Source organism: Methyloparacoccus sp. NF-16, assembly GCF_056880625.1.
On the sequence record NZ_CP174130.1, the window covers coordinates 1 to 22,521 of the forward strand.

26 protein-coding genes and 1 other RNA gene are annotated in these 22,521 nt (G+C 65.9%); 13 read left to right on the top strand and 14 right to left on the bottom strand.

Annotation, left to right across the window (positions count from 1 at the left end; genetic code table 11):
* The first annotated feature begins 51 nt into the window (after nucleotides 1-51).
* The 3 genes from ACH5N8_RS00005 (at nucleotide 52) to ACH5N8_RS00015 (ending at nucleotide 2,825) form a co-directional block, all read left to right on the top strand.
* The gene (locus ACH5N8_RS00005) at nucleotides 52-1,527 is read left to right on the top strand and encodes a DegQ family serine endoprotease (protein ID WP_483282005.1); all 1,476 of its coding nucleotides are present in this window, start codon (nucleotides 52-54) and stop codon (nucleotides 1,525-1,527) included.
* Nucleotides 1,528-1,818: 291 nt separating this feature from the next.
* Nucleotides 1,819-2,493, top strand: coding sequence for a ParA family partition ATPase (parA, locus tag ACH5N8_RS00010; protein ID WP_483282006.1), 675 nt, complete (start codon nucleotides 1,819-1,821; stop codon nucleotides 2,491-2,493).
* The gene (locus ACH5N8_RS00015) at nucleotides 2,478-2,825 is read left to right on the top strand and encodes a hypothetical protein (protein WP_483282007.1); all 348 of its coding nucleotides are present in this window, start codon (nucleotides 2,478-2,480) and stop codon (nucleotides 2,823-2,825) included. Before parA ends, ACH5N8_RS00015 begins: the two co-directional genes overlap by 16 nt.
* Here the strand turns inward: ACH5N8_RS00015 and ACH5N8_RS00020 are convergent.
* The 3 genes from ACH5N8_RS00020 to ACH5N8_RS00030 form a co-directional block, all read right to left on the bottom strand.
* A complete protein-coding gene (locus tag ACH5N8_RS00020) occupies nucleotides 2,789-3,454 on the bottom strand; it encodes a DUF1294 domain-containing protein (protein ID WP_460026138.1) in 666 nt (221 codons plus the stop codon). The two genes, ACH5N8_RS00015 and ACH5N8_RS00020, sit on opposite strands and share 37 nt — an antisense overlap.
* 82 nt (nucleotides 3,455-3,536) lie before the next feature.
* Nucleotides 3,537-4,262, bottom strand: coding sequence for a carboxy-S-adenosyl-L-methionine synthase CmoA (cmoA, locus tag ACH5N8_RS00025; RefSeq protein WP_460026139.1), 726 nt, complete (start codon nucleotides 4,260-4,262; stop codon nucleotides 3,537-3,539).
* Nucleotides 4,259-5,161, bottom strand: coding sequence for a CPBP family intramembrane glutamic endopeptidase (locus ACH5N8_RS00030; protein ID WP_483282008.1), 903 nt, complete (start codon nucleotides 5,159-5,161; stop codon nucleotides 4,259-4,261). The genes cmoA and ACH5N8_RS00030 overlap by 4 nt, the downstream gene beginning before the upstream one ends.
* A gap of 48 nt (nucleotides 5,162-5,209) precedes the next feature.
* Here ACH5N8_RS00030 and ACH5N8_RS00035 point away from each other — a divergent pair, with 48 nt between their 5' ends.
* Together ACH5N8_RS00035 and ACH5N8_RS00040 are read left to right on the top strand one after the other, a co-directional pair.
* On the top strand, nucleotides 5,210-6,040 hold the full coding sequence (locus tag ACH5N8_RS00035) for a 4'-phosphopantetheinyl transferase family protein (protein ID WP_483282009.1): 831 nt from the start codon (nucleotides 5,210-5,212) through the stop codon (nucleotides 6,038-6,040).
* Nucleotides 6,037-6,840, top strand: a complete 804-nt coding sequence (locus tag ACH5N8_RS00040) for a cyclase family protein (protein ID WP_483282010.1) — start codon at nucleotides 6,037-6,039, stop codon at nucleotides 6,838-6,840. The genes ACH5N8_RS00035 and ACH5N8_RS00040 overlap by 4 nt, the downstream gene beginning before the upstream one ends.
* A 3-nt stretch (nucleotides 6,841-6,843) precedes the next feature.
* On the opposite strand, the gene ACH5N8_RS00045 is transcribed toward ACH5N8_RS00040, so the two are convergent.
* Genes ACH5N8_RS00045 through ACH5N8_RS00060 form a run of 4 tightly spaced genes read right to left on the bottom strand, consistent with a single transcriptional unit; the run spans nucleotide 6,844 to nucleotide 11,020 of the window.
* Entirely contained in the window at nucleotides 6,844-8,250 is a 1,407-nt protein-coding gene (locus ACH5N8_RS00045; protein WP_483282011.1) for an FAD-binding oxidoreductase, read from the bottom strand.
* A gap of 4 nt (nucleotides 8,251-8,254) precedes the next feature.
* The gene (locus tag ACH5N8_RS00050) at nucleotides 8,255-8,842 is read right to left on the bottom strand and encodes a phosphoheptose isomerase (protein WP_483282012.1); all 588 of its coding nucleotides are present in this window, start codon (nucleotides 8,840-8,842) and stop codon (nucleotides 8,255-8,257) included.
* 19 nt (nucleotides 8,843-8,861) lie between these two features.
* Nucleotides 8,862-9,233 (bottom strand): YraN family protein, encoded by a 372-nt coding sequence (locus tag ACH5N8_RS00055; protein WP_483282013.1) that lies wholly within the window; start codon nucleotides 9,231-9,233, stop codon nucleotides 8,862-8,864.
* On the bottom strand, nucleotides 9,233-11,020 hold the full coding sequence (locus ACH5N8_RS00060; RefSeq protein WP_483282014.1) for a penicillin-binding protein activator: 1,788 nt from the start codon (nucleotides 11,018-11,020) through the stop codon (nucleotides 9,233-9,235). The genes ACH5N8_RS00055 and ACH5N8_RS00060 overlap by 1 nt, the downstream gene beginning before the upstream one ends.
* 60 nt (nucleotides 11,021-11,080) lie before the next feature.
* Between ACH5N8_RS00060 and rsmI the strand changes: the two genes are divergently transcribed.
* The gene (rsmI, locus tag ACH5N8_RS00065) at nucleotides 11,081-11,977 is read left to right on the top strand and encodes a 16S rRNA (cytidine(1402)-2'-O)-methyltransferase (RefSeq protein WP_483282015.1); all 897 of its coding nucleotides are present in this window, start codon (nucleotides 11,081-11,083) and stop codon (nucleotides 11,975-11,977) included.
* On the opposite strand, the gene ACH5N8_RS00070 is transcribed toward rsmI, so the two are convergent.
* Nucleotides 11,974-12,438: a hypothetical protein gene (locus ACH5N8_RS00070; protein WP_460026148.1), complete on the bottom strand. Its 465-nt coding sequence runs from the start codon at nucleotides 12,436-12,438 to the stop codon at nucleotides 11,974-11,976. The two genes, rsmI and ACH5N8_RS00070, sit on opposite strands and share 4 nt — an antisense overlap.
* A gap of 167 nt (nucleotides 12,439-12,605) precedes the next feature.
* On the opposite strand from ACH5N8_RS00070, the gene ACH5N8_RS00075 reads away from it, so the two are divergent.
* The gene (locus ACH5N8_RS00075; protein ID WP_483282016.1) at nucleotides 12,606-13,019 is read left to right on the top strand and encodes a hypothetical protein; all 414 of its coding nucleotides are present in this window, start codon (nucleotides 12,606-12,608) and stop codon (nucleotides 13,017-13,019) included.
* On the opposite strand, the gene ubiH is transcribed toward ACH5N8_RS00075, so the two are convergent.
* Genes ubiH through ACH5N8_RS00090 form a run of 3 tightly spaced genes read right to left on the bottom strand, consistent with a single transcriptional unit; the run spans nucleotide 13,004 to nucleotide 16,053 of the window.
* Nucleotides 13,004-14,185 carry a 2-octaprenyl-6-methoxyphenyl hydroxylase gene (ubiH, locus tag ACH5N8_RS00080; protein WP_483282017.1) on the bottom strand — a complete coding sequence of 394 codons (1,182 nt, stop codon included), beginning with the start codon at nucleotides 14,183-14,185 and terminating at the stop codon, nucleotides 13,004-13,006. The two genes, ACH5N8_RS00075 and ubiH, sit on opposite strands and share 16 nt — an antisense overlap.
* A gap of 2 nt (nucleotides 14,186-14,187) precedes the next feature.
* Nucleotides 14,188-15,501, bottom strand: a complete 1,314-nt coding sequence (gene pepP, locus ACH5N8_RS00085) for a Xaa-Pro aminopeptidase (protein ID WP_483282018.1) — start codon at nucleotides 15,499-15,501, stop codon at nucleotides 14,188-14,190.
* Nucleotides 15,502-15,513: 12 nt separating this feature from the next.
* On the bottom strand, nucleotides 15,514-16,053 hold the full coding sequence (locus tag ACH5N8_RS00090) for a UPF0149 family protein (RefSeq protein ID WP_483282019.1): 540 nt from the start codon (nucleotides 16,051-16,053) through the stop codon (nucleotides 15,514-15,516).
* 87 nt (nucleotides 16,054-16,140) lie between these two features.
* Between ACH5N8_RS00090 and ACH5N8_RS00095 the strand changes: the two genes are divergently transcribed.
* From ACH5N8_RS00095 to ACH5N8_RS00115, 5 genes are all read left to right on the top strand, one after another.
* Nucleotides 16,141-16,371, top strand: coding sequence for a cell division protein ZapA (locus ACH5N8_RS00095; protein WP_460026153.1), 231 nt, complete (start codon nucleotides 16,141-16,143; stop codon nucleotides 16,369-16,371).
* Nucleotides 16,372-16,440: 69 nt separating this feature from the next.
* A non-coding RNA gene (gene ssrS, locus ACH5N8_RS00100) (6S RNA) lies at nucleotides 16,441-16,624 on the top strand.
* Between the two features lie 246 nt (nucleotides 16,625-16,870).
* The gene (locus ACH5N8_RS00105) at nucleotides 16,871-17,221 is read left to right on the top strand and encodes a hypothetical protein (protein ID WP_483282020.1); all 351 of its coding nucleotides are present in this window, start codon (nucleotides 16,871-16,873) and stop codon (nucleotides 17,219-17,221) included.
* A 41-nt stretch (nucleotides 17,222-17,262) separates the two neighbouring features.
* A complete protein-coding gene (locus ACH5N8_RS00110; protein WP_483283156.1) occupies nucleotides 17,263-17,721 on the top strand; it encodes an EVE domain-containing protein in 459 nt (152 codons plus the stop codon).
* Nucleotides 17,718-18,035 (top strand): DMT family transporter, encoded by a 318-nt coding sequence (locus ACH5N8_RS00115; protein WP_483282021.1) that lies wholly within the window; start codon nucleotides 17,718-17,720, stop codon nucleotides 18,033-18,035. Before ACH5N8_RS00110 ends, ACH5N8_RS00115 begins: the two co-directional genes overlap by 4 nt.
* A gap of 1 nt (nucleotide 18,036) precedes the next feature.
* Here the strand turns inward: ACH5N8_RS00115 and ilvA are convergent, their stop codons facing one another.
* Entirely contained in the window at nucleotides 18,037-19,587 is a 1,551-nt protein-coding gene (ilvA, locus tag ACH5N8_RS00120) for a threonine ammonia-lyase, biosynthetic (protein ID WP_483282022.1), read from the bottom strand.
* A 123-nt stretch (nucleotides 19,588-19,710) separates the two neighbouring features.
* On the opposite strand from ilvA, the gene rpiA reads away from it, so the two are divergent.
* On the top strand, nucleotides 19,711-20,367 hold the full coding sequence (gene rpiA, locus ACH5N8_RS00125) for a ribose-5-phosphate isomerase RpiA (protein WP_460026157.1): 657 nt from the start codon (nucleotides 19,711-19,713) through the stop codon (nucleotides 20,365-20,367).
* A gap of 28 nt (nucleotides 20,368-20,395) precedes the next feature.
* On the opposite strand, the gene nadC is transcribed toward rpiA, so the two are convergent.
* Nucleotides 20,396-21,259: a carboxylating nicotinate-nucleotide diphosphorylase gene (gene nadC / locus ACH5N8_RS00130; RefSeq protein WP_483282023.1), complete on the bottom strand. Its 864-nt coding sequence runs from the start codon at nucleotides 21,257-21,259 to the stop codon at nucleotides 20,396-20,398.
* Nucleotides 21,260-21,336: 77 nt separating this feature from the next.
* On the bottom strand, nucleotides 21,337-22,476 hold the full coding sequence (locus ACH5N8_RS00135; protein ID WP_483282024.1) for a substrate-binding domain-containing protein: 1,140 nt from the start codon (nucleotides 22,474-22,476) through the stop codon (nucleotides 21,337-21,339).
* Nucleotides 22,477-22,521 lie beyond the last annotated feature (45 nt).

Sequence of the window (22,521 nt, forward strand, 5' to 3'; positions counted from 1 at the left end):
TCCGGTCGCGTTGCGGCCCTTACCCATCGCTCCCACATGAGGAAAACCGACATGCAATCCAGTTACTTGCGCCAGATCATCGCTGGCGTCGCGGTCATGGCGGCACTGCTGTCCGGCGGCATGTTCCTGCTCCGCCAGCAGCAGGGGCATCCGTCCGCGCAACGCCCGGCAGCCGAGACGCCAGCGGCATCGCCAGCCTCCGTGGCGGCACCGGCGACGCCATACGGCGTCCTGGCCGACTTTGCCGGCATCGCCGAGGCAAGCGGACCCGCCGTGGTCAACATCAGCACCCGCGGCTCCACGGCCGAGACCATGCCCGAGGCGCCGCCGGGCCCGGGTGCCGGTGATCCCTTCGCGCCTTTCTTCGGCCCCCAGGAACCGCCGGAGAACGAAGGACCCGCCCAGGGCATGGGCTCGGGCTTCATCATTCGCCCGGACGGGGTTGTCCTGACCAACGCGCACGTGGTCGACAACGCGGCGGAGGTAACCGTGAAGCTGGCGGACCGACGCGAATTCACGGCCAGGGTGATCGGCGTCGACAAGCTGAGCGATACGGCGGTACTGAAAATCGAGGCGCAAAACCTGCCGACCGTGCGCATCGGCAACCCGGCCGAGACACGCGTCGGCGAATGGGTCCTGGCGATTGGTTCGCCGTTCGGTTTCGAGAACACGGTCACGGCGGGCATCGTTTCGGCGAAATCGCGTTCCCTGCCGGAGGAGGGCTACGTGCCCTTCATCCAGACCGATGTCGCCCTGAATCCCGGCAACTCCGGCGGCCCGCTGCTGAACACGCATGGCGAGGTGATCGGCATCAATTCCCAGATCTACAGCCGTACCGGCGGCTACCAGGGACTGTCGTTCGCCATCCCCATCGATGTTGCCCTCAACGTTCAGCAGCAGCTGATGGCCAAGGGCAGGGTCAGCCGCGGCAAGCTGGGTATCGCCGTGCAGGACCTGACGCCGGCACTGGCCGAGTCATTCGGCCTGCCGAGCCCGGATGGCGCCTTGGTGGGTATGGTGCCCGCTGACGGTCCGGGCGCCAGGGCCGGCATCCAGCCAGGCGATGTCATCCTCGAGCTGAACGGGCAACCGGTGCACGACTCCCGGGAGCTGCCGCCCCGGGTGGCCGATATCAAGCCGGGCAGCACCGCCACCCTGAAAATCTGGCGCGAAGGCAAGGCCATCGAGATCCGGGTGGAGGTGGCGGAACTGGAGGACAAGCCGCCGGTGCAAAACGCCAAATCCGACGATGGCGCGCCACAGGGGCGTCTGGGCCTGGCCGTCCGGGCCCTGACCCCGGACGAGCAACGCTCGGCAGGCGTCCAGGGCGGTCTTCGGGTGGAAAAGGCCGGCGGACCCGCCGCCAGGGCCGGCATTCGCCGCGGGGACATCGTGCTGGCGGTGAACGGACAGCCCGTCAACTCGGCAGAGGAGCTGCTGGCCCTGGCACAGCAGGCCGGCAAGCGTCTGGCCCTGCTGATCCAGCGCGAGGGCAGCACGCTGTTCATTCCCATCCAGCTGGAGTGAGCGCCGCCAAAGAGCCGCAGCGGCGGGAAAATGCGTGGACAAGGCTCGGACAAGCCTGTGCACAATGGGCGCCAAATCCGACACCTTGCCTGCGCATCCGGTTTGTCCACAGACGCAGGATAGCGACCCGATGGCGTTATCCACAGCCATGGAATCCGCCAAGCCCTTGAAAGAAAGATACAAATCATCGTATCCCCAGCATTGGCAGGACGTAATAACCAACACAATCTTTTTTCTTTCTTTTCGATACTATTGGCTTCACCGGTTTGGGCAAACGAACCGGAGCAACCCATGGTCCACGATGGCAGCGGAGAAGGCATCTTCATGATCGTCAGTGTGCTGAACCAGAAAGGCGGCGTCGGCAAGACCACCCTCTCGGTGAATCTGGCGGCGACACTGGCCTTGGCGGGACGCCGTACCCTGCTGATCGACGCCGACCCACAGGCCAGCGCACTGGACTGGCAGGCCAGCCGTGACGGCGAAAGCCTGTTCCCGGTGGTCGGCATGGCCAGAGCCACCCTGCACAAGGATGTGCCGGGCCTCGCCGCACAGCAGGATCATGTCATCATCGATGGCCCGCCGCGGGTCAACGAGCTGGCCCGTTCGGCGATCATGGCCAGTCATCTGGTCGTCATCCCGGTGCAGCCGTCCCCCTACGACATCTGGGCGGCGAGCGACATCGTCAAGCTGGTGGTGGAAGCACAGGTGTACAACACCGGTCTTCGCGGCGTCTTTGTCATCAATCGCGTGGTGGCGAAAACCGCCATCAGCCGGGACGTCGCCGAGGCGTTGAAGGACTATCCGTTCCCTTTGTTGCAGACAGCCATCGCGCAGCGGGTGGTCTTTGCCGAGAGTGCCGCAGCCGGTCTGTCGGTACTGGAATATGCCCCGCGCAGCCCGGCCGCAGGCGAAATGCGCACGCTGTTACGGGAAATCGAGGGCTTGATGGCATGCGTTACCCGGTGAGCCGCGCCCGCGGGGTGATGCATCGCAGGGTAGCCAGGCGCCAGACCCTTGCCGTCGAAGGATGGCTGGCGGCCGGCAATGGCAGCCGCCGTCTGAACGGGGTCGGTGGCGTGCTGTATGCCGCGACCTATTGCGTGGCGTACGGGCTGACGTTGGGGGTTCTGGCGGTGGCCATCCTGCTGCCGGGCCGCCGGATCGTGGCGAAGGCGATTGGTGATGGTTCTGCGGCCGCCCGCCGCGATTTCCTGCGCCTGGGCGGAGCCGTGGCCGATAACAGGGCGGCCGGGGCCCTGGATCAGGATGCCACGCCGATCTGGTGGGCTGACCAGTAGAAGTAGATGACCCAGCCCATCAGGTGGATGGCGATGATGCCGCGCAATATCCACAGATAGGCCGAGGGACGGGTCTTGTGGCGGAAGGCGTTCTGCGCGATCAGGGAACCCGGCCAGCCACCCAGGATTTCCAGGATGTGGAAATACTCCTCGGGAACCCGCCACCTGCGCATGGCGGCATTGGCCTTGTCGGTTCCGTACAGGAACATGGTCAGCAGGCTGAAACCTGCATAGGAGAAGAACGGAATCGGGTTTTTCGCCATCAGCAGAAGGTAGCCCGACAGCATCAGCGGGATGATGATCAGCAGATTGACCGCCCAGGAGCGGTGCCGCGGGTTCAGCGAGAAGTGGGTGGGCTCCGGGGCAACGCGTTCCAGCGCCGGGATCAGGGCAAAGGACGCCCGTTTTTTGGTCTCGCTCTCGACGGGGCGAAAGAGCAGCTCGTCGCCGATATCCGGCCGCCTGGGGAGGCCCTTCTTGAAGTTGCTGATGTGGACGAAATAATCGTCCTCGGTCCCCTCGGGACGGATGAAGCCGAAGCCCTTGGCGTCGTTCCACATCACCAGCGTGCCCTTCTGCATGGGCTGCAACTTGCGGGGCTTTTTCTTGCTGGCTGTGGGTGTGGACATAGCAGGTATTTTCCGGGATATGGTGACTGATTATCGCAAATCCCGCGTCTTGCCGAGGCAGCGGCCGCCAGGGAACATGCCGTCACTTCATGGCGATCATGCCGCAGAAGTTGTACCAGCGGAAAAACACGTCGGTGACCCGGAAACCGTTGCGCAGCAGCAGTTCGCGGTTCTCGTCCAGCTGATAGGGAATCAGCACATTCTCCAGCGCCTCGCGTTTCTGCGCGATCTCCATGTCGGAATAGCCGTTGCGGCGCTTGAAGGCGTAGTAGTGTTCGATGAACAGGCGGTTGATGGTCGAGTTGGGGCCCAGCACCTTTTCCACCAGCAGGAGGCAGCCATCGGTCTCCAGGCCCTGGACGATGGTCTGGATCAGCCGGTCACGGTAAAGCGGCCGGACGAATTGCAGGGTGAGATTCATGATGACCACCGAGGCCTGGCTCAGGTCGAGCGTCTGCTCCAGCTGGCCGCAGATGAGTTGCCAGCGGTGCGACAGACCGGCCACGGTCAGCTTGTCGCGGGCGACGGCCAGCATGTCGGGCGAGGCGTCGATGCCGATCAGCTCCACGGCGGGCGCGACGACTGGGTCCAGCTGGATCAGGGTGGTCCCGGTCGAGCAGCCGAGATCGTAGATGCGGCTGCCGGGGGTGGCGAAATCCGCCGCGATTTCGCCGATCATGCGCTGGATTTCGGGATAGAACGGTATCGAGCGGTCCAGCATGTCGTCGAAGACCCGCGCGGTCTCGGAGCCGAAATCGAAATCCTCGATCCTGTCCAGGGGCGCCTTGAATTTTTCGTCCCGCGTCATGGCCGACGGTCCCGGGTGCGGTTCTTCTGCCAGAGCCAGCGACCGGCCAGCATCAGCAGCAACAGGCTGCCGAGCCAGGCAGCGGACAGATAGCCGACGAAATAGTCGTACGGGCCGATCAGATAGAGCCGCGGCGATTCCGGATCGATCCAGGTCAGCGGCTTGGCCGACTTGATGATGAAGATCCAGCCGGCATGCATGCCCATGCAGAGGGCCAAGCTGCGTGGCCAGAGCGTGCGCAGGGTGGCCAGCAGCAGCCCGGCGACGAACAGTCCCAGAAAGGCATCGGCCGGCGCCGAACTGACGCGGGCAAAGCCATCCAGTGCGATACGGAAGCCGGTCGTCCAGTCGATGCCGGTCTCCGCGGTCCAGCGGCTGCCGATAAAGTGCAGGATGGCGAAGTAGAAGGCGCTGATGATCATCGCCGCCACCGGTCCGGCCGCTTGCCGCAGGCCTGCGACCAATGCGCCGCGGAACAGGGTTTCCTCGATCAGCCCGATGCCGAGGCCGATGCCGAAGGCCTTGGCCAGCACTGGCGCCAGATAGGCCGCTGTCCAGCGATCCCAGACCACGGCGCGGATGTCTAGCTGGACCAGCAGGAAAACGTGGCCGGCCAGCATCAGGCCGCCGAGCCCGAAGCCGATCAGCCACTGGCGGACTGGCCGGGCGCCGAGGCCCCACGTCCGGAGGTCCCAGCCCAGGCGACGCCCGATCGGCCATAGCCCCAGCAGCAACAGGGCCTGCCCGCCCCGGCTGACCAGGGAACGCAGGTCGCTGATATCCTCAAGACCCAGCAGCCGGGATGCCGGGTAGGCGACCAGCGCCGCCAGGAAGGCCGCCGCCATCAGGTAGAGTAGCGGCGCCAGCAGGGCCATCAGCAGGGAGCGGGCGGTTGTCATGAGGCGGCAGGGGGAATGGATCGTGATCGGGCGGTTTCGGAGCGGAACATGAGCATGGCGGACGACCCCTTCCAGGATTCGGGGCCGGCGGCCGGATGGTCCATCCCCGATGCCACGCTGCCGTCGCTCGCGACGGGATCGCGGCTTGCCTTGCCGGGGCTTACGGAACTGCATGTCTGGCTGCTGTCGGTCGATGGCGGCGCCCCGCAACAGGCGGCCTCGCCGCTTCTGAACGTCCTGGACGACCGGGAGTGCGCGCGTGCCGGACGTTACCGGCAGGCAGAGGCGCAAGCCCGCTTCCGGCTCACGCGCGCCGGCTTGCGCCTGCTCCTGGGCCGCTACCTCGGCTGCGATCCCGCCGCGCTGCATTTTACTGCCAACCCGCATGGAAAGCCGCGACTCGAGGGCATCGGGGAGGACCAGGGGCTGGTGTTCAACGTTTCCCACTCCGGCCGTCTCGCGGTGCTGACCTTCGCTGCCGCAAGACCCTTGGGCGTGGACCTGGAGTGCTGCCGTCCCGGCCGGGATTACCGGCGGCTCGCCAGGTCTGTGCTGACGGATACCGAGCAGGCGGCCTGGCGGGCGTTGCCGGCAGATTGCCAGGCCCTTGCCTTCTGCCGGTTCTGGTCGGCCAAGGAGGCCTTCCTCAAGGCTACCGGCCGCGGTATCGCGCTGGGTCTGCAGCGGGTGGAAGTGGCGCCGGACTGGCGCGGCTACACCCGGGTGCCGGACCTGCTGGGGCCGGCGGGCGGCTGGCAGCTGGTCCATCGGGTGCGGGCGGCGTATTGTCTCTCCATCGCCAGCCGGGGCGACCCGGCCGTCGTCCGTTTTCTCAACGCCGAATCCGTTTTCAACCCATGCACCGAGGTGATCCCATGAACTGCCGGAACATCCTGGGACTGCTGCTGGTCCTCGCCTTCCCCGCCGGTTGCGCCACGCGGCAGCCCGCACCCGGCTGGACCGAGGGACACTGGGTGGACCTGACGCATGCCTTCTCCGGGCAAACGGTCTATTGGCCGAATGCCGACCGCTTCAGGCTCGAGACCGTGTTTGACGGCACCACGACCAAGGGCTACCACTACGCGGCCAATCGCTACACGGCCGCCGAACATGGCGGTACCCACATGGATGCGCCGATTCATTTCGCCGCCGGCGGCCAGACCGTCGAGCATGTTCCGCTCGACCGTATCATCGGTCCCACGCTTGTCATCGATGTCGAGGCGGCGGCGCGCGCCAATCGCGACTATCTGATCGGGCCCGCGGATTTCGCCCGCTGGGAACAGGCGCATGGGCGCATTCCCGAGCGGTCCATCATACTGCTGCGCACCGGCTACGACCGTTACTGGCCGGATGCCCGCCGCTATCTGGGCACCGATGAGCGGGGCGAAGCCGCCATCGCCAGGCTGCACTTCCCGGGTCTCGCGCCGGCCGGCGCCCGCTGGCTGGTCGAGCAGCGCGCCATTCGGGCAGTGGGCTTGGATACGGCAAGCATCGACTACGGCCAGTCCAGCCTGTTCGAGAGCCACCGGATTCTGGCCGCGAGGGGCATCCCGATTTTCGAGAATCTCGCCGCACTCGATCGGCTGCCGGCAACCGGCGCCTGGCTGGTGGCCCTGCCGATGAAGATCGAGGGCGGCAGCGGCGCGCCCCTGCGGGCGGTAGCGTGGCTGCCGCAATGAGCCTCAGCCCGGTGACGAGGGGGTTTCATCCGGGGGAAATCCCTTGCCCCAGTTGAGGATGTCGTTCGGGTCGAACTGGCGCTTGATCGCCCGCATCAGTCGCAGGCTGGGCGGGTCGAGCTCCCGCTCGACATAGTCGCGCTTCTCGATACCGACCCCGTGCTCGCCGGAGAGGGTTCCCCGGAGGCTCAGCACCAGCGAGAATATCCCGTCCAGGCAGGCATGGGCGCGATCGGACTCGCCGGGTCGTGCCGGGTCGTAGAGCAGGTTGACATGGATGTTGCCGTTGCCGGCGTGGCCGAAGTTGACGATCGGCAATCCGTAGCGGCGCGAGAGTTCGTCCAGTCCGACGATCAGCTCGGGCAGCTCCGTCACCGGCACCACTACGTCCTCGTTGATCTTCTTCGGCGCCGCTTTGCGCAGTGTCGGTGACAGGGCCTTGCGCGTCTGCCACAGGGCTTCCACCTCCACCGCGGTCTCGGCGATGCGAAACTCCAGCAGGCCGGAATTCTCCGCCGCCGAGCGGATGCTGTCGATCTGCGGCGCCATGGCGGCGCCGAAGCCATCCACCTCGATCATCAGCAGGGCGCCCGCGTCCTCCGGCAGGCCGGCCGTCGAGTAACGCCGCACCAGCTCGATGGCATTGCCATCGATGAATTCCAGCGCGCAGGGCACGGCCGGCTGCGCCATGATGCGGGCGATGGCCCGGGCGGCGGCCGCGACATCGCGATACACCGCCCGCAGCGTGCGCTTGTCTTCCGGCAGCGGAGTGAGCTTGAGTGTCGCCGCCGTGATCAGGGCCAGGGTGCCTTCGGAGCCGATCAAAAGGCGGGTCAGATCGTAGCCGACCACACCCTTGGTGGTGTAGACACCGAGCCGCAGTTCCTCGCCGGCTCCCGTGATGACGCGCAGACCCAGGGTATTGTCGCGCGGCGTTCCGTACTTGACGGCGCGGGGGCCGGCCGAGTTGTAGGCCAGGTTGCCGCCGATGCTGCAGAAGGCGGCGCTGGTCGGGTCCGGCGGCCAGAAGAAGCCATGCGGCCTGACGTAGTCCTGCACCGCCTGATTGGTGATGCCGGGTTCGACGACGATGAAACGGTTGTCGGCGGAGAATTCCAGTACCCGGTCCATGCGCTCGAAGGAGGCCACAACGCCATGCCGGAGCGGTACGGTGGCGCCGGTGGTGCCGGTGCCGCGCCCGCGGGCGGTGAGCGCCACGCCATGCTCGTTGCAGAGCCTGACCAGGGCCAGGGTCTTCTCGTGGCAGTCGGGAAAGACCACGGCGTCCGGCAGAATCTGCCGCTTGCTGTTGTCGTAGCCGTAGACCCAGCAATCGGCCGGATCGGTGAGCAGGCTCCGGGACGGGAAAATATCCCCGAGCCGGGCCGTGAAGGCGGGATTCAGGGCCATGGATTCATTCGCCGAACAGCTGCACGTCGATCAGGTCGCACAGGCAGTGCGTCATCAGCAGGTGCACTTCCTGGATGCGGGCGGTGGATTCCGAGGGCACGCGCAACTCCAGATCGCTTTCGCGCAGCAGCGGCGCCAGGGGCCCGCCATCCCGGCCGCTGATGGCGAGGATGGTCATGTCGCGGTCGTGGGCGGCGCCGGCGGCCTTGAGCAGGTTGGCCGAGTTGCCGCTGGTGGTGTAGATGACCAGCACATCGCCGCTCTGGCCCAGGGCGCGGATGGGTTTGGCGAAGATCTCGTCGAACTGGTAGTCGTTGGCGATGGAGGTGATCGCCGACAGGTCGGTGGTCAGGGCGATGGCGGGCAGGCCCGGCCGGTCGCGCTCGTAGCGGTTGAGCAGTTCCGACGAGAAGTGCAGCGCTTCGGCGGCCGAACCGCCGTTGCCGCAGCAGAGGATCTTGCCGTCATTCAGCAGGCACTGGGCGAGCCGGAAGGCTGCCGCCTCGAGCCGGTCGCTGAGGCGCAGCAGGCTGTCCTGGGTGGTTTCCAGGTGTTGCGAAAACTGCTGCGCGATACGGTCATGAAAGTTCATCCTCGAGGTTCTCTTTGTTCTAATCGGCCTGGAAGGCACCCTTGATCCAGTTCAGCTCGGGTCCACCGGAACCCGGTTTCAGGGCGACGACGTCGAATCGGGTCGGGCAGTTCAGGTGATGTTCCCGCAGGTAGCTGGCCGCCGTCAGCACCAGCCGCGTCTGCTTGCGCCGATCGACGCTTTCTTCCGCGCCGCCGAAACGGCTCCGGCTGCGGTAGCGGACCTCGACGAAGACCAGCGTCCGGCCATCCCGCATGATCAGGTCGATCTCGCCGTAGCGGCTGCGGTAATTGCGCTCCACCAGCTGCAGGCCGGCCGCCAGCAGCCGCAGCAGGGCCTCGTCTTCGGCTTTTCGGCCCCGCTCGGCGCGCGACCCGCCGGCCGGGTCCATCAGAGGCGATCGACCGGGATGATCGGTGCCGGCCCCCGCGCCTGCGGCGTGCTGCCGATGAACTGGGCGCAGTCCAGCTGCCGCTGGATGCGGTTGCCAGCCACCAGGGCCAGCCCACCGGTAGCACCCTGGTAGCGGTAGGCGGGGCTGCCCTCCAGCCGCGGGAGTTCCGCCAGCAGCCGGTAGGCGTCCACGCCCATGGCCATCAGCTTCAGGGATTCGTGCGAGGCGTCCGGAAACTGGTTGCTCAGTACCTGCGCCGACAAGCTGCTACCCGGCCCGGACGGCAGCAACCAGGGCATGTCGCAGAAGATCAGACCATCCAGGGGCTGATTGCTCTGCTCATCTGTCTGGCCGTCATAGGACAGCGAGGTGGCGTAAATGGGCCAGCCCGGCGTCGTCCGCAGGCGGGGAACCAGACGCCGTGCCTGGTCGGCCTCCGCGACCAGGAAGACGAAGGCATTGACCGGGCTCGCGGGCAGCTGCGACAGCAGGCCCGGGGCGGGCTCGCCCTGCTTCGGGAACTTGCGCCGATCCAGCACGGTACCGCCCAGACCGCTCCAGTAGTGCTCGAAGTGTCGCGACAGCCGCTGGCCGAATTCCGTGTCCTCGTGGAGGATGATGGCCGCCTGCTTGCTGTCGCGCCAGGCACTGGCGGCGACCTGTTCGACCTCCTGTTCCGGCGTCAACCCGAACTGGAACAGGTGCGAATGCTGGGCGGCGTCAACCTGGTTGAGCGCCAGCACGGGTACTGGCAGATCGCCGGCGCGCGCCAGGGCTGCGACCTCGTCCTTGATCAACGGGCCAATGATGGCCCTGGCACCCGCGTCCACCAGCCGGCGGGCGGTGCGGGCAACATCGCCGTCGACCGAATCTGAGACATACAGGCTGGCCCTGTCAGGGCCGCGGTCGGCGGCATGGGCGGCCTCGAGGCCATCACGTATGGCAGACGCCGCCTTGCCATAGGGGCCCGACAACGGCAGCAGGACACCGACGAAGGGGGGCGATGGAAACCCGCCGCTGGCGGCGATGGACGGCTCGCCGGGGCGTGCCACCCGGTTGCGGATGCTCTCGTCCGCCAGCGCCCGGCGCAGGAAATCACCGCGCGCCGGATGCTCCGGGTAACGGGCTTCCCATTTGGCGATGGCAGACGGCAGTTCGTCCCGGGAGGTGTGCCTGAACAGGTGGATCAGGTTCATCCAGCCGCCCAGCGTATCCGATGTGGGCTGCCGGCTCAGCAGTACTGGATCCGGCACCTGTTCCAGGGTCTCGAAAATGATGTCGTTGTTGCGGGCCAGATCCTCCGGCTGGGACAGCAGGCGGTCCAGCGCGATCCGCTCGGCGGCGCTGTCGACCATGTTGCCCAGCTGGTTCAGCGCGGATGCGCGGAGGATGTGATAGTTTTTCTCGTCCTGGAGGGCCAGTTTCCGGCTCCGCAGGCCGTTGAGGGTGTTCAGCGCCTCGCGCGCCTGGCCGGCGTTGAGGTCCAGCCGGCTGGACAGCAGCAGGTAGCGGTCATGATCGACACCGCTCAGTTCGCCCGGGCGTATGGCGGCAGCGAGGTTTTGGGCTGCCGCGCCGTCCCCGGATCGCAGCGCCGCGTCGGCGGCGGCCAGCCAGTAGGCGTCGGGTGTCGACGAAGCCGTGGCCAGCTGCTCGTAGCGCCGCATGGCGCCGTGATAGTCTCCGCCCCGCAGCATCGCCTCGGCCTGCGGATCGTCGGGCGCCGGGGAACCTGGCCAGCGCGCCAGCCGACCCTGGCAGGCCGCCAGGCCGAACGCTAACACCAACAGAGCGAGAGGGCGCGAGCAGCGCATGATGGGTGATTCGAGGGAGAACGGCAGGGCATGATGATGAGGCGCGAACCACAAGTGGCCGCCGGAGTACTATACCTAGTCGCCACGCCCATCGGCAATCTGTCCGATGTCAGCTTCCGGGCGCTGGAAGTGCTGAAATCCGTCGATGCCATTGCCTGCGAGGATACCCGCCACAGCCGGCCCCTGCTCGATCATTACGGCATCGACCGCCCCCTGATCGCGCTGCACGAATACAACGAGGACAGCCGCTCGGCGCGGCTGGCCGAGCGGCTGCTGGCGGGCGACTCCATCGCCCTCGTTTCCGATGCCGGCACGCCCCTGATCAACGATCCCGGCTATCCGCTGGTGCGCGCGGCCCGGGTGGCCGGCATCCGGGTCTCGCCGGTCCCCGGTCCCTGCGCCCTGATCGCGGCGCTGAGCGCTTCGGGTCTGCCCAGCCACCGCTTCGCCTATGAGGGATTTCCACCGCGCAAATCGTCGGCCCGCAAGTCCTTCTTCGCGGCCCTGAAGGACGATGCGCGCACGCTGATCTTTTACGAGTCCTCTCACCGGGTCCTGGAAACCCTGCGCGATCTGGCCAGTGTGTTTCCGGCCGGGCGGCGCCTGGTGCTGGCGCGCGAGCTTACCAAGCGCTACGAGACCCTGGTCGACACCACTGTGGGTGGCGCGGAGGCACTGCTGGCGGCGGATGCCGAAATGCGGCTGGGGGAGTTCGTGGTGCTGGTCGAGGGTGCCCCGAGCACCGCTGCCACGGCCGCGCTGACCCCGCAGCAGGCCCGCATCCTGGGCATCCTGCTGCGGGACCATCCACTGAAGACAGCCGTCGCGCTGACGGTGGAAATCAGCGGCGCGCGTCGCGAACTGGTCTATCGCGAAGCGCTGCGGCTCTCGGGGCGCGAGGGAACCTCGGCGGAGGCCACGGATTAGCGGGCAGGCTCGGGCTGCGCGAGCGGGGTTTCGTCGCGGCCGCCACGCACCGAGTTGCGCAGGGGTTGCGCGGTCACGGGTTTACCGTTGCTCTTGCTGGCGGTGGGCGTGCCGAGACCGACCAGGTTTTCCCAGCTGCCGTATTTGACAAAGTCGGGATCGCCGGACGCAATGCGGGCGGTGACTTCCTGGCGGGCCAGTTCGATGATTTCGTCGGGGCTTTTCCCGTCGACGAAAGGCAGGAAGGCGTCCGGACCTTCCTTGGACTTGATGGCGCCCAGAACGCCGTAGGACGTCTCGAAGATATGCTGTTGCTGGGTGGTCATGTAGCGCTTCAGTTTCTTGACCGAATTGGCGGCCGTGCGCTGATTGGAACCGTCGATGCCCCGGGTGGTTTGCGTGAAGGCGGACATGAAGTAGATCACCGCCAGCAAACCCATGACCCAAAATATAATTTTCATAATGTTTCTCGTCGGCGTTTCCAGTGTTGTTAATGTTAGGCTCTCGACATGATCGGCGTCAAAAGCGCCGAAATGGTCGATGGATCTTGGGAGAACGCAAGGCCTGGGCGCAGCGGATGCCAGTGTTCCCGCCTCGTCCCGTCACTCTCGCGAGTACGGTTGTGACCGTGAAAGCCCTGGTTGGTTTCGCCTGTCTGGCGCTCTTGTCGGCCTGCGCCCACGACCTCGAACTGATGAAGATGGAGGAGCAGGTCAACGGCTACGGCTCCGCCATTCGCTGGAATCTTTTCAAGAAGGCGGCCGGCTATCTCGATCCGCCGCCGGTGCCCGCGCCGGACTGGAAGGCACTGGCCGAAACCAAGGTCACCGCCTACAGTCCCCAGTACCGTGAGGTTCTGCCCAGCGGCAAGGTGATGACGCAGACGGTCGAGATCCGCTACATCCCGCCCGGCGCCGTGGTCGAGAAAAGCCTCATCGATCAGCAGCGCTGGCGTTTCGATGAGGATGGCAACCGCTGGGTCCTAGAAAGCGGCCTGCCGGAGTTCAGCCAGACGTTGGCCCGTACTCAGCGCACGCCGTAGCCCATGGCGTGACGGCACAGCATCCGCTTGGCAAACGGCAGGTGATCGAGCGTCAGGAGGCCCAGGTTGCGCAACAGGGCCAGCGGGGTGCCGTCGTTCGAGAACAGTCGCACCAGACTGTCGGTGAAACGGACCACGCGTTCCAGATCCCTGCGCCGGGTGGCCGCATAGCGGGCGAGAAAGTCGGCAGCACCGATGTCCGCGCCCAGACGGGTCTGGATTTCGAGATGTTCGGCCAGCATCGCGGCATCGCGCAGGCCGAGATTGAAGCCCTGCCCGGCGACCGGATGCAGCTGGTGCATGGCGTTGCCGATAAGGATGACGCGGTCGTCGTCCATGCGGCCGGCCTGGATCAGCCGCAGCGGGAATCCCTGCGGCCGCGAGACCAGCGATAGCCCCCCCAGCCAGTGGCCGAAGGCCTCCTGCAGGCTGGCGATGAACTCGGCATCGCCGCGTTGCAGCATGTCCGCGGCCTCCTCGTCGGCCAGCGTCCAGACCACAGAACTCCTGTGCGCCGCCAGCGGCAGAAAGGCGAGGGGCCCGGTGACGGTAAAGCGTTCGTAGGCGGTATGCCGCGTCGGCCTTTCCGTCTGGACCTCGGCGACGATGGCAGTCTGCCCATATTCCTGTACCCGCTGTTCGATACCCAGCAGCGTGCGGACGGTGGAATTGCCGCCATCCGCGGCCACGCAGAGCCGGGCCGAAATATTGCGTGTCTCCTCGCCCTCTTTCAGCGTCACGAAAACCCTGTCCGGTCCCGCCTTGAGCCCCATGACCCGTGCCGGACAGAGCCGGTTGACGGCGGTTTCGTCGAGCCGCGACTGGATGGCGTCTTCCAGATGGCGGGCTAGCAGCACATGTCCCAGCGCGTCGACATCGGCCTCGGCGGCGTGCAGACGGGTCTTGCCGAAATGGCCGCGGTCGGAAACGTGGATGTGCCGGATCGGCATCGCCCGCGCCGCCACGGCATCCCAGAGACCCAGTCCGGCCAGGCTTTGCGCGGTGCTGCGGGACAGCGCCAGCGCGCGATCTCCGGCGGGCGACGCCCGCCGCTCGGCATCGCTCAACGCCTCCACCAGACCTATGCGCAGCGGTGTCGCCTGCAATGCCAGGGCCAGGCTGCCGCCCACCAGTCCGCCACCGATGATCAGGAGGTCGAAATCCATGCTCATGGTTCCGCCATCAGGGCCTCGATGTCCGCCACCGTTTTCGGCAGCGCGGCCGTCAGTACCTCGCAGCCGTCGCGGGTGACCAGCACGTCGTCCTCGATGCGGACGCCGATGCCACGCCAGCACGGGTCCACCTCCTGGCAATCGGCAGCGATGTAGAGACCCGGCTCGACGGTCAGCACCATGCCGGGCTCGAAGGCCCGCCACTTGCCGCCGACCCGATAGGCGCCGACATCGTGTACGTCCATGCCCAGCCAGTGGCCGGTGCGGTGCATGTAGAACTTCTTGTAGGCTTCGTCTTTGATCAGCCGCGAGGTTTTGCCCTCCAGCAGACCCAGGCGCACCAGTCCGCGTGTCAGCACCTTGACGGCGGCTTCATGCGGTTCGTTCCAGCGTCGGCCGGGGCGCACGGCGTCGATGGCGGCCAGCTGCGCCTCGAGCACCAGCTCGTAGATCAGGCGCTGGGGCTTGCTGAATCGGCCATTGACGGGGAAGGTACGGGTGATATCCGCGGCATAGTTCGCGCACTCGGCGCCAGCATCGATGAGCAGCAGATCGCCGTCTCCCAGCACGGCATCATTCTGGGTGTAATGCAGCACGCAGGCGTTGGCACCGCCAGCGACGATGCTCGGATAGGCCAGCGAGCGCATGCCGTGCAAGGCGAACTCGTGCGCCAGTTCGGCCTCGATCTCGTATTCGTGGCGCCCCGGCCGACAGGCGCGCATGGCCCGCCGATGGCCGAGCACCGAGACCTCGGCCGCCCGGCGCATGATGCGGATTTCCTCTGGCGACTTGATCAGGCGCAGCTCGTGCAGCAGGTGCTCCAGCGCGATGAATTCATGCGGCGCCTCGACCCCGCTGCGGGCGCGACCACGTGCCGTGTTGACGGCGGACAGCAGCGCGTGGTCCAGTTCAGCATCCTGGCCGATGGGAAAGTAGACGCGCTCGCGGTTTTCCAGCAGGCGCGGCAATTGCTCGTCCAAGGCCTCGATCGGGAAGGCCTGGTCGGCGCCATGCCCCATGCGTGCGCCCTCCAGACCGGCGTGACGGCCGGTCCAGATGGCCTTTTCCGGATCGAACGGGCGACAGAAGAGTATGAATTCCCCCTCCTTGCAGCCCGGCGCCAGGACCGCGACGGCTTCAGGTTCATGGAAGCCGGTGAGATAGTGGAAATCGCTGTGCTGGCGGTAGGGATACTCGACGTCGCGATTGCGGATGCTCGCCGGCGCGCTGGCGACCACCGCCACGCTGTTTTTCTTCATGTGCCGCATCAACTGCTTGCGGCGGTGCCTGAAATCGTTGGGGGTCAGCATGGCGCCAGCCGTTCAGTGGCGGAGGGTGGACGTGTTCGACACCAGCTCCTGCTGGATCACCTGCACGCCGACACGGACATACTCGGTCAGTTCGGCGTAGGCGTTTTCGTCGCCCTCGCCGGCTACCTCGGCATCCAGTCGCACGATTTCCAGGAAGTCGCGCAGGATTTCCGCACACTCGCCCGGCCAGCCGGCGTTGCCACCGCGGTAGCCGATCCCCTGCAGGAAGCCGTGACACCACTCGCTCAGCGCGCTGGCGCGGCCTTCCAGCGGTTGGTCGTCGCCGGGCAGGAGCGGCTCGAAGGAGAAATCGAAGTCGGCCAGCTGGCGGCGGGTCTGGCTGAACAGGCGTTCCAGGCAGGATCGATCGTGTTCGCCGATGCCGGACAGCTCCGGACCGAAGAAATTGCCCAGCCATTGCCGGCAGTCGAGGCCGACGTCCATGCAGAGCATGCCGGCCAGGACCCCATGGACCTCCGCGGGGCTGCCGGCGGGGACGCCCGCCTGCATGGCCGCCTGAATGTCCCCAAAGCTCACATCGTGTTGATTCATGGGTACTTGCCTTGTCGGCGTCACATCAATTCTTTATCCTAACATTCGGCCTTCACGCCACCCAAGTTTTCATCTTCCAGCAAGCCCATGAGCGAACCATCCCCCCCCATCAAGGTCCACATTCTCGGCAAGGAGTACCCCGTCTCCTGCCCGGCGGATGAACAGCATGAGCTTCTGATCGCTGCCCGATATCTCGACGAGAAGATGCGCGAGATACGCGACAACGGCCGCATCATCGGTACCGAGCGCATCGCGGTGATGGCCGCCCTCAACATCACCCACGAACTGCTGCAGGAACGCCAGCGCCGACTGGTCTGAGGCGCGCGCGCCCCATGTCGGTGCGGGACGTTTGCGCGGGGCCCGCAAGCCGGTAGAATGACACCGATGTATTCCCTGCGGCGTTCGAAGCCTGCTGGGTTACTTCTTGAGCCTAATCCAAAACCCCGGGAACGCCCGAACCGGCGATGTGTGCAAGTCCGCTTCGTGCGGGAAGCCTGATTCGCCATTCGCCGATCCCACCTGAACCTCTGGTTCAAGGGCGAAAGCGGGTTACGGCGCAGGCGGGGAATACCTCATCGACGCGATCTGCCGGCCAAGCAGTATCGTGTCCAGAATCGATCAGACCGGCGCAACGCCAGCGGATGGCACTTTGCAACTCCCTGTGCAGGGTATCCTGCCAGTCCCATGGACTTCGGTCATCGCAACCCGCGCTGAGGGATTTTCGACAGCCGGCTTGCTGCCTCGTCATATCCATCAGCCTTTTGAGTCGAGGATGGGTCGCGGCATTCTCACGACAACGACCCCGGGGAAACGGCGCATGAACTTTCGCGACAGCAGGGTCAGGATGTGGGTGGTGGCCATCTGCACGGCCCTGCAAGCCTGTGCGAGCGCCACCCTAGTGCCCAACGCCGACGGCACGGTTGCCATCGTCGGCAACGGCTACGATGAGGACGAAGCGCTGGAGGCGGCCCTGGACAAGGGCATAGCGCATTGCAAACCGACCGGCAAAGCCTTTGCCGTGCTGTCGAGACAATCGCGTTATCAGGGCATCGACCCTACCGTTAAGACGGCGATCAATGTCGCCGGCATGGTCGGCAGGCAACCCATCTACGGCATGGGCAACCGCTCCGATGACTGGCGAGTGGAACTCCAGGGAAAATGCCAGTAGAGACTGGCCTGTCGGCACTAGGGAACTGCAAGGAGGTCAAGCTGCGATACTGGCTGTTCAAGTCCGAACCCGGCGAGTTCGGCATCGACGATCTGGCCCGTCGCCCGGACCGGAGCGAACATTGGGACGGCGTTCGCAACTACCAGGCCCGCAATCTGATGCGGGACGAGGTGCGGGTCGGCGACGCCCTGTTTTTTTACCACTCGAACTGCGACGAGCCGGGCATCGTCGGTATCGCCCGGGTGGCACGGGAGGCCTACCCCGACCCGACCGCCTTCGATCCCGGGAACAAGCACTACGATCCCAGGAGTCGTCCCGAACAGCCGACCTGGTACATGGTGGATGTAGAGTTCGTGCGCAAGCTGAAGCGAACCATCACCCTGGCCGAGCTGAAGACAAGGCCCGAACTGGACGGTCTGGCGCTGGTGCGGCGGGGCAACCGCCTGTCGGTGATGCCGGTCAGCGAGGCGCAATGGCATTTCATCCTGGGACTGGAATGAGCTGGCTTTACCTGGTGGGCGCGGGCCTGTTCGAGATCGGCTGGCCGGTCGGCCTGAAGCTGGCCCAGGTTTCCGGCCAGCGCTGGCTGGGTGTCGTCATCGCCATCCTCTGCATGGCCTGCAGCGGCGGCCTGCTGTGGCTGGCGCAGCGGGACATCACCATCGGCACGGCCTACGCCGTCTGGACCGGCATCGGTGCGGCCGGCACCTTTCTGGTGGGCGTCTGGTTCTTCGGCGACCCGGCCAGTCTGGGCCGCTACCTTGGCGTGCTGCTGATCATCTGCGGCGTGGCCACCCTCAAGCTGGCCGCCTGATTCAGGGCCCCTTGCGCGGCCGTCGGACCGGCATCTCGCTGCCGCCGGCGAACAGCCGATAGGCAGGATTCAGTGTCTCCTCCCGGTAGGCAAAGCCGATCTCGTCCAACGAGGCCCGGAATTCCCTGCGCTCGGCCCTGGGCACCTGGATGCCCATCAGAACCCGCCCGTAGGCCGCGCCGTGATTGCGGTAGTGGAACAGCGTGATGTTCCAGCGACCGCTCAGCCGCGAGAGGAACGACAGCAAGGCCCCCGGTCGCTCCGGGAACTCGAAGCTGTAGACCACTTCGTCCAGCAGCTTGGGCGCATGGCCACCGACCATGTAGCGCATGTGCTCCAGGGCCAGCTCGTTGTGCGACATGTCGACCACCGCATAGCCCTGGGCCGCCAGCGTCCCGATCAGGGCGGCATCATCGCGGCCACCGCTGTGCACGCCGACGAAGATCTGCGCATCGCCATCGTCGAAATAGCGGTAGTTGAATTCGGTGATGGCCCGCCGGCCCAGCGTCTGGCAGAAGCGCAGGAAACTGCCGGGCCGTTCCGGAATCGTGACCGCCATCAGCTGTTCGCGCCGCTCACCGACCTGGGCGCGCTCCGCCACGTGGCGGAGCCGGTCGAAATTGATGTTGGCGCCACTCTCGATCGCCACCAGGGTTTGCCCGCGAATGCCGGTCCGCTCCACGTAGCGGCGGGCGCCGGCGACACCCAGGGCGCCCGCCGGTTCGGCGACCGAGCGGGTGTCGTCGAAGATATCCTTGATCGCCGCGCAGATTTCGTCGGTGCTGACCGTGACGACCTCGTCGACATAGGTGTGGGCGACGTGGAAGGTTTCCTTGCCGACCTGTCTGACGGCGACACCGTCGGCGAACAGCCCCACCTGTTTCAGGGTCACTCGCCGGCTGGCCTTCATGGCCCGGTTGAGGCAGTCGGCATCGTCGGGCTCGACGCCGATGATGCGGATCTCCGGCCGCACGAACTTCACATAGGCGGCAATGCCGGCGATCAGGCCGCCACCGCCCACGGGAACGAAGATGGCATGGATGTCGTCGTGATGCTGGCGCAGGATTTCCATGCCGATGGTGCCCTGGCCGGCGATTACCTCGGGGTCGTCGTAGGGATGAATGAAGGTCAGCTGCTGAGCCTCGGCCAGCGCCAGGGCGTGTTCGCAGGCTTCGTCGTAGGCATCGCCATGCAGCACGGTCTCGGCACCGAGGTTGCGGACCGCGTTGATCTTGATCGCCGGCGTGGTGCAGGGCATGACGATGAGGGCGCGCAGGCCCAGCTTGCGCGCCGCCAGCGCCACGCCCTGGGCATGGTTTCCGGCCGATGCGGCGATGACACCCGCGCGCCGCGCCAAGGCATCGAGGCTGGCCATCTTGTTGTAGGCGCCGCGCAGCTTGAAGGAAAAGACCGGTTGCAGATCCTCGCGCTTGATGTACAGGGAGTTGTCCAGACCGCGGCTGAGACCGGCGGCATAATCCAGCGGGCTTTCGATGGCGACGTCGTAGACGCGCGCCCTGAGGATGCGCTCGACAGTGCGGGTAAGGATCATGGGAATGGGCCGGGATCGAGGATGGTCAGCGAAAGGCCGTCGGCCACATGGCGTGGCGGGGCAGCCGGCGTCACGTTATCATCCCGCGTTTTTACCACGACCGACCCAGCAGGGAAATCACCCATGACGCAAGACGAACTCAAGCAGAAGGTTGCCGAAGCCGCGCTCGAATATGTGAAGGGCTACTCGATCCTTGGTATCGGCACCGGCTCCACCACGCGACTGTTCATCGACTGCCTGGCGGACATCCGGCAGGACATCGAGGGCACCGTTTCCAGTTCCAATGCCAGCACCGAGCAGCTCAGGAAGCTCGGTATCCCGGTTCTGGAACTCAACGATGTCGGCACCCTGGACGTCTACGTCGATGGCGCCGACGAGATCAACCCGCACAAGCAGCTGATCAAGGGCGGCGGGGCGGCGCTGACCCGCGAGAAGATCATCGCCGGGGCCAGCCGCAAGTTCATCTGCATCGCCGACGATAGCAAGTGCGTGGACGTGCTCGGCAAGTTCCCGTTGCCGGTGGAGGTCATTCCCATGGCCCGCAGCTATGTGGCGCGGGAGATGGTCAAGCTCGGCGGTCAGCCGGTCTGGCGTGAAAACTGTGTCACCGACAACGGCGGCCAGATTCTCGACGTCTGGAATCTCTCCATCGTCAACCCTGTCGAGCTGGAGCAGCTCATCAACAACATCCCGGGTGTCATCACCTGCGGCATTTTCGCCATGCGCCCGGCGGACATCATCCTGGTGGGTGGCGCCGACGGCGTGCGCCGTATCGACTGACGCCGGACCGGATACCCCCGGCGCCGGTTCAGGCGTCGATGTCGACCCGCATGGACAGATCGACCGCCCTGACGTGCTTGGTCAGGGCGCCAACCGAAACGTAATCGACACCGGTTGCGGCGATCGCCGGCAGGCTGTCCAGGCTGACGTTGCCGGATACCTCCAGCTCGGCCCGCCCGCCCGCAAGGGTGACGGCCTCACGCAGCGTGGGCAGGCTGAAATTGTCCAGCAGTATCCGCCCGGCGCCGGCCTCGAGGGCTTCCTGCAATTCGGCGAGGTTTTCCACTTCCACCTCGATCATGACACCGGCCTGCAATGCCTGCGCGGCCCGCACGGCGCGGGTGATCGAACCGGCAGCGAAGATGTGGTTCTCCTTGATGAGGATGCCGTCATACAGGCCGATGCGGTGATTGTGACAGCCGCCGCAACGCACCGCGTACTTCTGTGCCAGCCGCAGGCCGGGCAACGTCTTGCGGGTATCCAGCACCCGGGTTCGGGTTCCGGCGACCGCCCTGGCGTAGCGCCGGGCCAGGGTGGCGGTGGCCGACAGGGTTTGCAGCAGGTTGAGGGCGGTGCGTTCGCCCGTCATCAGGCCACGCGCCGGTCCGGTCAGCCGGCACAGCACGGTATCGGCGGCCACCTCGGCTCCCTCCTCTGCCAGCCACTGCAAGCGGATCGCGGGTTCGATATGGGCGAACACGGCCGCGAACCAAGCCTGGCCGCACAGCACCATGGATTCGCGGGTGACGACGCTGGCGGTAGCCAGCGCCGCTTCGGGCAGGATCAGGGCGGTGAGGTCGCCGGTGCCGATGTCCTCGGCAAGAAAGCGCTGGATATCGCGGGGATCGGGCTGGTCCATCTGTCCCTCGGAGAGGCCGAAGCCGGCCAGCATGGCACGCAGCCCGCTAGCTGGCCGGCTTCGGAGGGGCGCTTCGCCGGGAAAGAACGGGGCAAAGCGCCGTCGGGTGGTCAGTTCTTGCCGTCGGTCTTCTTGGCCGATGCTTTCTCTTTTTCCTTGCCTTTCGTCGTCTTGCCCTTGGCCTTGTCCTTCTTGGCCGGGGCGGCTTCCTTGGCAGCGGCTGCGGAGACGCCATATTCCTTCAGCTTGGCCACGTAGCTGGCGCGTTCGGAGGCCGGCATGGTAACGAGGTCGGCTGCCCGCAGGTAACCCTTCTCACCCCAGGCCTCTTCGCTGGAAATCTCCGCCAGGAACTCCTTCAATCCCGGCGTGCGGCCGATGTTGTTGGACTTGATGTAGAGATAGAGCGGCCGGGTACCCAGGTAGGCGCCGGAGGAAATGTTCTCGTAGGTGGGTTCGACACCATTGATGGGTATCGCCCGGATCTTGCCGGCGTGATCGGTCACCATCTTGTAGCCGAACACACCCAGCTTGGGGCTGGCGGAATCGGCGATCAGGTCGATCTGGGTCTGGTCGTTCTCGCGGCCTTCCCTGTAGATGCCGTCCTCCCGCACGCTGCGGCATTTGCGCAGCATGTCGGCGGTGGGTTCGCGCGCGCCGGCGGGCACCCAGGGCGAGCCCTTGCATTCGAGGTCGGAAATCAGGTCGATGAAGGCGTCGTGCGTGGCGGAGGTGTTGGGCGGGCCGAGCAGCTCGATGGGCATGGCCGGCAACGAGGCCTTCACGTCCTTCCAGGTCTTGTTGGGGTTGAGCGCCATGGGACCGTCGCGCTCGGCCAGCCATTTGGCGAAGGCCTTCCGCGCTTCCACGTTGGTCAGCGACCAGGGTTCGGCTTTCCTGGATTGCGCCAGAATGACGGCGTCATAGCCGATCTTCAGTTCCAGCACGTCACCGACGCCATTGCGCCGGCACTCGTCGTGCTCCTTGGTCTTCATGGCGCGGGAGGCGATGGCGATATCGGGCGACTCGGGTCCGGTACCCTCGCAGAACAGCTTGATGCCGCCTCCGGTCCCGGACGCCTGGACCAGCGGCGCCTTGCCCTTGAGATGATCGGCGGCAGCCTTGACGAAGGGTACCACGGTCGAGGAACCCATCATGGAAACATAGCCGCGCTGGAATTCCGCCATGCCGGTCGAGGCAAACAGGCCGCCACCCACCAGCGCAGCCGCCATCAGAACGTTTTTCGTCATGGATCAACAACCCCTGTTTAGAGATGCGCCGGGCGCGAAGCCTGA

Bases quoted from the DNA above. Each gene is read 5' to 3' on its own strand.
- ACH5N8_RS00055 (WP_483282013.1), bottom strand. From the start codon at position 9,233: ATGGACCCGGCCGGCGGGTCGCGCGCCGAGCGGGGCCGAAAAGCCGAA.
- nadC (WP_483282023.1), bottom strand. From the start codon at position 21,259: ATGCTGGCCGGCTTCGGCCTCTCCGAGGGACAGATGGACCAGCCCGAT.
- ACH5N8_RS00030 (WP_483282008.1), bottom strand. From the start codon at position 5,161: ATGACAACCGCCCGCTCCCTGCTGATGGCCCTGCTGGCGCCGCTACTC.
- pepP (WP_483282018.1), bottom strand. From the start codon at position 15,501: ATGCTGACCCCCAACGATTTCAGGCACCGCCGCAAGCAGTTGATGCGG.
- ACH5N8_RS00095 (WP_460026153.1), top strand. From the start codon at position 16,141: ATGAGCGAACCATCCCCCCCCATCAAGGTCCACATTCTCGGCAAGGAG.
- ilvA (WP_483282022.1), bottom strand. From the start codon at position 19,587: ATGATCCTTACCCGCACTGTCGAGCGCATCCTCAGGGCGCGCGTCTAC.
- rsmI (WP_483282015.1), top strand. From the start codon at position 11,081: ATGATGATGAGGCGCGAACCACAAGTGGCCGCCGGAGTACTATACCTA.
- ACH5N8_RS00090 (WP_483282019.1), bottom strand. From the start codon at position 16,053: ATGAATCAACACGATGTGAGCTTTGGGGACATTCAGGCGGCCATGCAG.
- ACH5N8_RS00020 (WP_460026138.1), bottom strand. From the start codon at position 3,454: ATGTCCACACCCACAGCCAGCAAGAAAAAGCCCCGCAAGTTGCAGCCC.
- ACH5N8_RS00105 (WP_483282020.1), top strand. From the start codon at position 16,871: ATGAACTTTCGCGACAGCAGGGTCAGGATGTGGGTGGTGGCCATCTGC.
- parA (WP_483282006.1), top strand. From the start codon at position 1,819: ATGGTCCACGATGGCAGCGGAGAAGGCATCTTCATGATCGTCAGTGTG.
- ACH5N8_RS00015 (WP_483282007.1), top strand. From the start codon at position 2,478: ATGCGTTACCCGGTGAGCCGCGCCCGCGGGGTGATGCATCGCAGGGTA.
- ACH5N8_RS00135 (WP_483282024.1), bottom strand. From the start codon at position 22,476: ATGACGAAAAACGTTCTGATGGCGGCTGCGCTGGTGGGTGGCGGCCTG.
- ACH5N8_RS00005 (WP_483282005.1), top strand. From the start codon at position 52: ATGCAATCCAGTTACTTGCGCCAGATCATCGCTGGCGTCGCGGTCATG.
- ACH5N8_RS00040 (WP_483282010.1), top strand. From the start codon at position 6,037: ATGAACTGCCGGAACATCCTGGGACTGCTGCTGGTCCTCGCCTTCCCC.
- ACH5N8_RS00050 (WP_483282012.1), bottom strand. From the start codon at position 8,842: ATGAACTTTCATGACCGTATCGCGCAGCAGTTTTCGCAACACCTGGAA.
- ubiH (WP_483282017.1), bottom strand. From the start codon at position 14,185: ATGGATTTCGACCTCCTGATCATCGGTGGCGGACTGGTGGGCGGCAGC.
- cmoA (WP_460026139.1), bottom strand. From the start codon at position 4,262: ATGACGCGGGACGAAAAATTCAAGGCGCCCCTGGACAGGATCGAGGAT.
- ACH5N8_RS00045 (WP_483282011.1), bottom strand. From the start codon at position 8,250: ATGGCCCTGAATCCCGCCTTCACGGCCCGGCTCGGGGATATTTTCCCG.
- ACH5N8_RS00115 (WP_483282021.1), top strand. From the start codon at position 17,718: ATGAGCTGGCTTTACCTGGTGGGCGCGGGCCTGTTCGAGATCGGCTGG.
- rpiA (WP_460026157.1), top strand. From the start codon at position 19,711: ATGACGCAAGACGAACTCAAGCAGAAGGTTGCCGAAGCCGCGCTCGAA.
- ACH5N8_RS00070 (WP_460026148.1), bottom strand. From the start codon at position 12,438: ATGAAAATTATATTTTGGGTCATGGGTTTGCTGGCGGTGATCTACTTC.
- ACH5N8_RS00035 (WP_483282009.1), top strand. From the start codon at position 5,210: ATGAGCATGGCGGACGACCCCTTCCAGGATTCGGGGCCGGCGGCCGGA.